Source organism: Nocardioides cremeus (genome assembly GCF_030518195.1).
GTDB lineage: Bacteria > Actinomycetota > Actinomycetes > Propionibacteriales > Nocardioidaceae > Nocardioides > Nocardioides cremeus.
This window is the reverse complement of sequence record NZ_JAULSC010000436.1, coordinates 1-220: the sequence shown is the minus strand read 5'-3', so window position 1 is coordinate 220 and position 220 is coordinate 1. Positions and strand designations below refer to the sequence as shown.

The window sequence follows — 220 nt, the reverse complement described above, 5'->3', positions numbered from 1 at the left end:
ATCCCGACGCGGGTGCGACCACCCCGCTCGAGGACTGAGCCGGTGCCGCCTCGTCGCCTGCGCCTCGACGCCGAGCTGGTCCGCCGCGGTCTGGCGCGCGCGCGCGAGCACGCCTCCGAGCTGGTCGCCCAGGGCCGGGTGAAGGTCTCCGGCGCCGTGGCCTCCAAGCCCGCGACCGGCGTGACCACCGACGTGGCCATCCTGGTCACCGAGGTCGACG

1 protein-coding gene is annotated in these 220 nt (G+C 76.4%); it reads left to right on the top strand.

Going from position 1 to position 220, the window contains the following annotated elements; genetic code table 11:
• Positions 1-12: 12 nt before the first annotated feature.
• A partial coding sequence (locus QWJ41_RS22600; protein ID WP_439117360.1) for a S4 domain-containing protein occupies positions 13-220 on the top strand: 208 nt, incomplete at its 3' end.